Raw genomic sequence first — 5,028 nt, 5'->3', positions numbered from 1 at the left:
ATTATCGAGGCTCGCAGGGACGCTGACGACGCATCACAAAAAACGGTCCCTTGAACCCGCGTGCCAGGCTACCTCAGGCCCACTTCACGCGCGAGACTTTATCCCGCGTCCTTCCTCGGATGCATACGCTGCTGCATTTTCTCTGCCCGTTCCAGAGCTCCATCGACAACCAAATGTGACAGGTCCAAACTCTTATATGTAATGCGGTTGACCCTGTTTCCGAACTCACGCAATCCGTAAGTTCGGTTGCTGGTCTTGGCTTTGGTAACATAGTGCCCTTGTATCCATTCCCGCTCTTCCTCGGTTAGCCCACTTCGCGATGCAGCGGTTGTCCACGTTGCACGGAAATCGCGAAGGGGTTTGTTGCCTGATTGGGCTATGGCTTTGTGAAGGCGAGCATAATCCCGCCACCATTCGCCAAACGATTCATGCAGATAGTTTCGCTTCCCCTTAACGCGTAGGAACGGAAACAGTGCTGTTTCATCTTGCTGACGTAGCTTGTGCACATAATCGAGGAAGCCAAAACGCAAGAGGTTATCAGCAATAGGAAGCGATCTACGGGCAGCACTTGGACCATCCTCAGCTCCCTTTAACGAACGAAGTCCCTTGTTAGGATGCGTACCCTCGTCGGTTATCTTGATGCACCAAACCTTCTCGTCATCATTGAAATAGATGTCGCTCACCAACAACTGACAGACCTCCTCGGGGCGGCTGCCATACGTGAGCAGTATCAGCGGTATCCAGAACGCGGCCTCTCCTTTGCCTCGACGCGGCCGTTCATGGCTCGTGAAGACCGGTAGATTGAATATTGCCTTGAGTTCTTCCGACGTGAAACCCGCTGTTGGTTCCGGTCTGACAGCGGTCAGCTTTTGTTCTGTAAAGGGATTGTCAAGCTCACGATTCACATAGCCTCTCGACCTTGCCCATTTCCATACGGAACTCAGATGCCCAATGTGGGTGTTGACTGTTTTGTTCGTTAGCCGCTTGCAGTCCTTTTGACCAGCGTACAGCTTCACTTGCTCATGCAGACCAAGAAGCCTGTGTTCACTGTTCGGCTTTGCGGGTTTTTGTTGCAGCAGCACGATCCATTCAGATACGTCGCGCCGCGTTATATTGCACATGGGTTTTGCACCGTAGACGCTCTCGAACAGCTTCAGGGCCGTCTCTGTAGCCTCGGTGGTCGAATAGCCTTTCTGGTTCATCGCCAGCTTCTTCTCCGCCAACTGGCGCAGCGTTTCGCGTTCAGGCTTCTCTAAAATCGCCGTCAGTTCTTCAGGCTCGCTGGGCGTCGCTACGGGATTCCCGTCCTGTCTTTGCAGGACAACTTCCAGAACATCGATCTGAGCCCTGATATACTCCTTGCACAGTCGCCTGAACTCAAGCCCCTCGGGGTTGATTAGGAGCTCACGATCTTCACAAAGGCGTATCGCCTCTTGTTTGACAATATCCGTGATTCTGCCCTTAGCGTAACAGTCTTTGTAATAGGAGAGCATAGCTTCGGCGGTTTCCGAACGCTCATTAAAGCGGTGATCGGGGTCTATCTTATGTAGGACTTCACCTTGGAAATCTTGCAATTGCTGACGGACGCTTTCTCGCAGAATATCCTCTTCGTCATCAAAACGATCGTCCTCATCTTCCGAAATCTGAAGACTCTTCTCTGTGGCAACAATATACGAGATCATGCTGTCCGTAAGGAGATCAAACTGGCCCTTCGAGCGCTTCTCGGCAAGCTGAATGAGTCGGTCGCATTCCTTCGATGCAGCAGCATAATTCTCCATGATTGCAGCATCAGCCGATTTCCCGGGACCAAGCCAACGGACAAATTCTGTGATCTGCCCAGCTATGTGGGGACGGAGACGCTTTGGAATCGTCTTCCGATATTTCCAGCGGCCATTGATGGAGAATAAATTGGGGACCATGACGCCCATTTGATCATCGCTTTCGTACCAGGGTTTCGTACCAAGCGCGATGACTAAGTGTATGAAATTACAATATATTCAATCCAAACAACACGTTAGGATGCTGCTGGTGCCCAGAAGAGGACTCGAACCTCCACGCCTTGCGGCACACGGACCTGAACCGTGCGCGTCTACCAATTCCGCCATCTGGGCAGCGGGGTCTCATGTAAGGGGCGGCTTTGAGTCTGTCAATCCATTTAGAGCGCTTCTCGCCTAAATCGAGGCGGTTGTGCTCGCGCGGGGGCCATCCGTTGGAAGACGACCGGGGCCGACGATCGAGCATCGGCCCCGGCGCCCGAAGAATAGAGCGCGGCGCGTTTATTCAGCCTACCAAGACTTCCTTCGAAGCCACGGTCGAGTCTGCATTGAGCTTGTAGACGATAGGAATGCCCGTCGCGAGTTCCTGCGAGACGATCTCTTCGCCGGTCAGGCCATCCAGCGCCATGATAAGCGCCCGCAGCGAATTTCCGTGGGCGGCAACAAGCACGGTTTCGCCGCGCAAGACATGTGGTTGAACGTCGTGGAGGTAATAGGGCCATACCCGCGCGCCGGTGTCGCGCAGGCTTTCGCCGCCGGGAGGCGAAACATCGTAGGAACGGCGCCAGATATGAACCTGCTCCTCGCCCCACTTGGCCCGGGCGTCATCCTTGTTGAGGCCGGAAAGATCGCCATAGTCACGTTCGTTCAATGCCTGATTGCGGATGGTCTTGAGGCCTGTTTGCCCAACTTCTTCAAGAATGTGGTCGAGGGTCGCTTGGGCGCGGGAAAGAACCGATGTAAAGGCGATATCGAATTCGAGACCCTTGGCCTTGAGGCGCTTGCCCGCTTCGATCGCTTCCTTGTGGCCGAGCTCAGTCAGGCCAGGGTCGCGCCACCCGGTGAAAAGATTCTTCAGATTCCATTCGCTCTGGCCGTGGCGGACTAGGACGAGGGTTCCGGACATGGGGGTACTCCTGTGAGATGTCGTTATGGGTTGAGGCCGAGCACGTCGAGCATCGAATAGAGGCCGGGTTTGCGGTCCTTGCCCCAGAGCGCCGCCTTGATGGCGCCGCGAGCGAAAATGGTGCGGTCTTCCGCATGGTGCGAAAGCGTAATGCGCTCGCCTGGCCCGGCAAGGATGACGGAATGATCGCCGACTACGGAGCCGCCGCGCAGGGCGGCAAAGCCGATCGTGCCGGGTTCGCGTGCTCCGGTATGACCATCGCGAACCCGGACGCTGTGCTGGCCGAGCGCTATGTCGCGGCCATCGGCGGCCGCCTGACCCAGCAGCAGCGCCGTGCCTGAAGGCGCGTCGACCTTGTGCTTGTGGTGCATTTCCAGGATCTCTAAGTCGAAATCATCCGAGCTCAGCGCTTTCGCTGCCTGCTTGACCAACACGCTGAGCAGGTTGACGCCAAGGCTCATGTTCCCTGATTTGATCACCACCGCATGACGGGCGGCGGCCAGGATCTTGGCATCGTCCTCGGCCGAACATCCGGTCGTGCCGATGACGTGGACGATACGCGCCTGGGCGGCAAGTTCGGAGAATTCGACGGTCGCGGCAGGAGCGGTGAAATCAAGGATGCCCTCGACGCCGATGAAGACCTTCAACGCATCGTCGGTCACCGTTACGCCGAGCGAACCGACGCCGGCAATTTCGCCGGCATCGCGGTCGATATGCGGCGAACCGGCCCGTTCGACCGCACCGGCGAGAACTGCGCCGGGCGTTTCGTTTATCAGGCGGATCAGCGTCTGGCCCATGCGGCCACCGGCGCCGACGACGGCAAGTTTCATCGGCGTGGCGGTCTGTTCGGCACTCATGCGGCGGGTCCTGTCATTGCTGCTGGCTGCAAATTGGTATCGTCGATGATGGGCGACTCTTCCTTGCCTTGCAACTGATAGAAACGTGCGTAGACGCCGTTGGGAATGGCAAGGAGGCTTGTGTGCACGCCTTCCTCCACCACACGTCCGGCCTCCATGACGACGATGCGGTCGGCATTGACGATGGTCGAAAGTCGATGTGCGATGACGATCGTGGTCCGCCCGTGCATGACGCGATCCAGCGCCTGTTGCACCCGTTTTTCCGATTCGTTGTCGAGCGCCGAGGTCGCCTCGTCGAGAAGCAGGATAGAAGCATCGCGAACGATAGCGCGGGCGATCGAAAGGCGCTGCCGCTGCCCACCCGAAAGGTTCGCGCCATTCTCGCCGATTTCCGTGCTATAGCCCTGTGGCTGTCTGCGGATGAACTCGTCGGCATTGGCGAGTTTTGCCGCTTCGATCACTTCCGCGTCGGTTGCATCCGGGCGGCCATAGCGGATGTTATCGGCGATCGTGCCTTCGAATAGGTAAGGCTGCTGCGAAACATAAGCGATCGATTTGCGCAGTGAGCGCTTGCTGACGTAGGCAATATCCTGCCCGTCGATGAGGATGCGGCCGCCGTCGATGTCATAGAAACGCTCCACAAGGCCGAAGAGTGTGGATTTGCCCGCGCCCGACGCGCCGACAATAGCCGTCGACTTTCCGGCTGCCGCTGTGAAGGTTATGCCGTGCAGGACCGGAACCTCGCCATAGCCGAAGCGGACATTGTCGAACCGGACTTCTCCGGCTGGAACGGTGATCGGAACCGCGCCGATGCTGTCTGCCTGCCTGGGCTCTATATCCAGAATTTCATAGATCATACGGGCGTTGACGAGGGCGCGCTCAAGGCCGACCTGGACACGGGCAAGCCGCCGTACCGGATCATAGGCGAGCAAGACCGCCGTCATGAAGCCGAACATCGCGCCCGGCGGCTCGACACCATGTACGGCACGATAGCCCGTGTAGGCGATCATCGACGCTATCGCGAGCCCGGCAATGAGATCGGTAATCGGGGTCAGTCGCTCTTCGACGCGTGCTATCTTGTTCGAGCGCTCTTCGGCGCGGTCGATCAGGGTTGTTACCTTGCCACGCAACTGGTCTTCCATCGTGAACGCCTTGACGATGGTTATGCCCTGGGTTGCTTCCTGCATTGCGCCGAGAAGGTGCGAATTCAGGGTCACGGACTCGCGGTGGATGGCGCGCAGTCGCTTGGTCAGATAGCGGACCGTAAGAA

Annotated in this window: 4 protein-coding genes and 1 tRNA gene; all 5 read right to left on the bottom strand. The window is 57.4% G+C overall.

Features of this window, described 5'->3' with window-relative positions; genetic code table 11:
* Nucleotides 1-98: 98 nt before the first annotated feature.
* On the bottom strand, nt 99-1,928 hold the full coding sequence (locus AAAB35_RS24220) for a hypothetical protein (protein ID WP_340670853.1): 1,830 nt from the start codon (nt 1,926-1,928) through the stop codon (nt 99-101).
* Nucleotides 1,929-2,026: 98 nt separating this feature from the next.
* Nucleotides 2,027-2,111: transfer RNA gene (locus tag AAAB35_RS24215), tRNA-Leu, on the bottom strand.
* Nucleotides 2,112-2,280: 169 nt separating this feature from the next.
* Nucleotides 2,281-2,901: a 2,3-bisphosphoglycerate-dependent phosphoglycerate mutase gene (locus AAAB35_RS24210; protein ID WP_340670852.1), complete on the bottom strand. Its 621-nt coding sequence runs from the start codon at nt 2,899-2,901 to the stop codon at nt 2,281-2,283.
* A 23-nt stretch (nt 2,902-2,924) separates the two neighbouring features.
* Complete coding sequence (gene dapB, locus AAAB35_RS24205) at nt 2,925-3,758, bottom strand: 4-hydroxy-tetrahydrodipicolinate reductase (RefSeq protein ID WP_340670851.1); 834 nt, start codon at nt 3,756-3,758, stop codon at nt 2,925-2,927.
* Nucleotides 3,755-5,028: ABC transporter ATP-binding protein (locus tag AAAB35_RS24200; RefSeq protein ID WP_340670850.1), on the bottom strand; the 1,274-nt coding region annotated here is incomplete at its 5' end. The genes dapB and AAAB35_RS24200, both read right to left, overlap by 4 nt.

This window comes from Phyllobacterium sp. (genome assembly GCF_037994425.1).
GTDB lineage: Bacteria > Pseudomonadota > Alphaproteobacteria > Rhizobiales > Rhizobiaceae > Phyllobacterium.
This window is presented reverse-complemented; position numbering and strand designations above follow the sequence as displayed.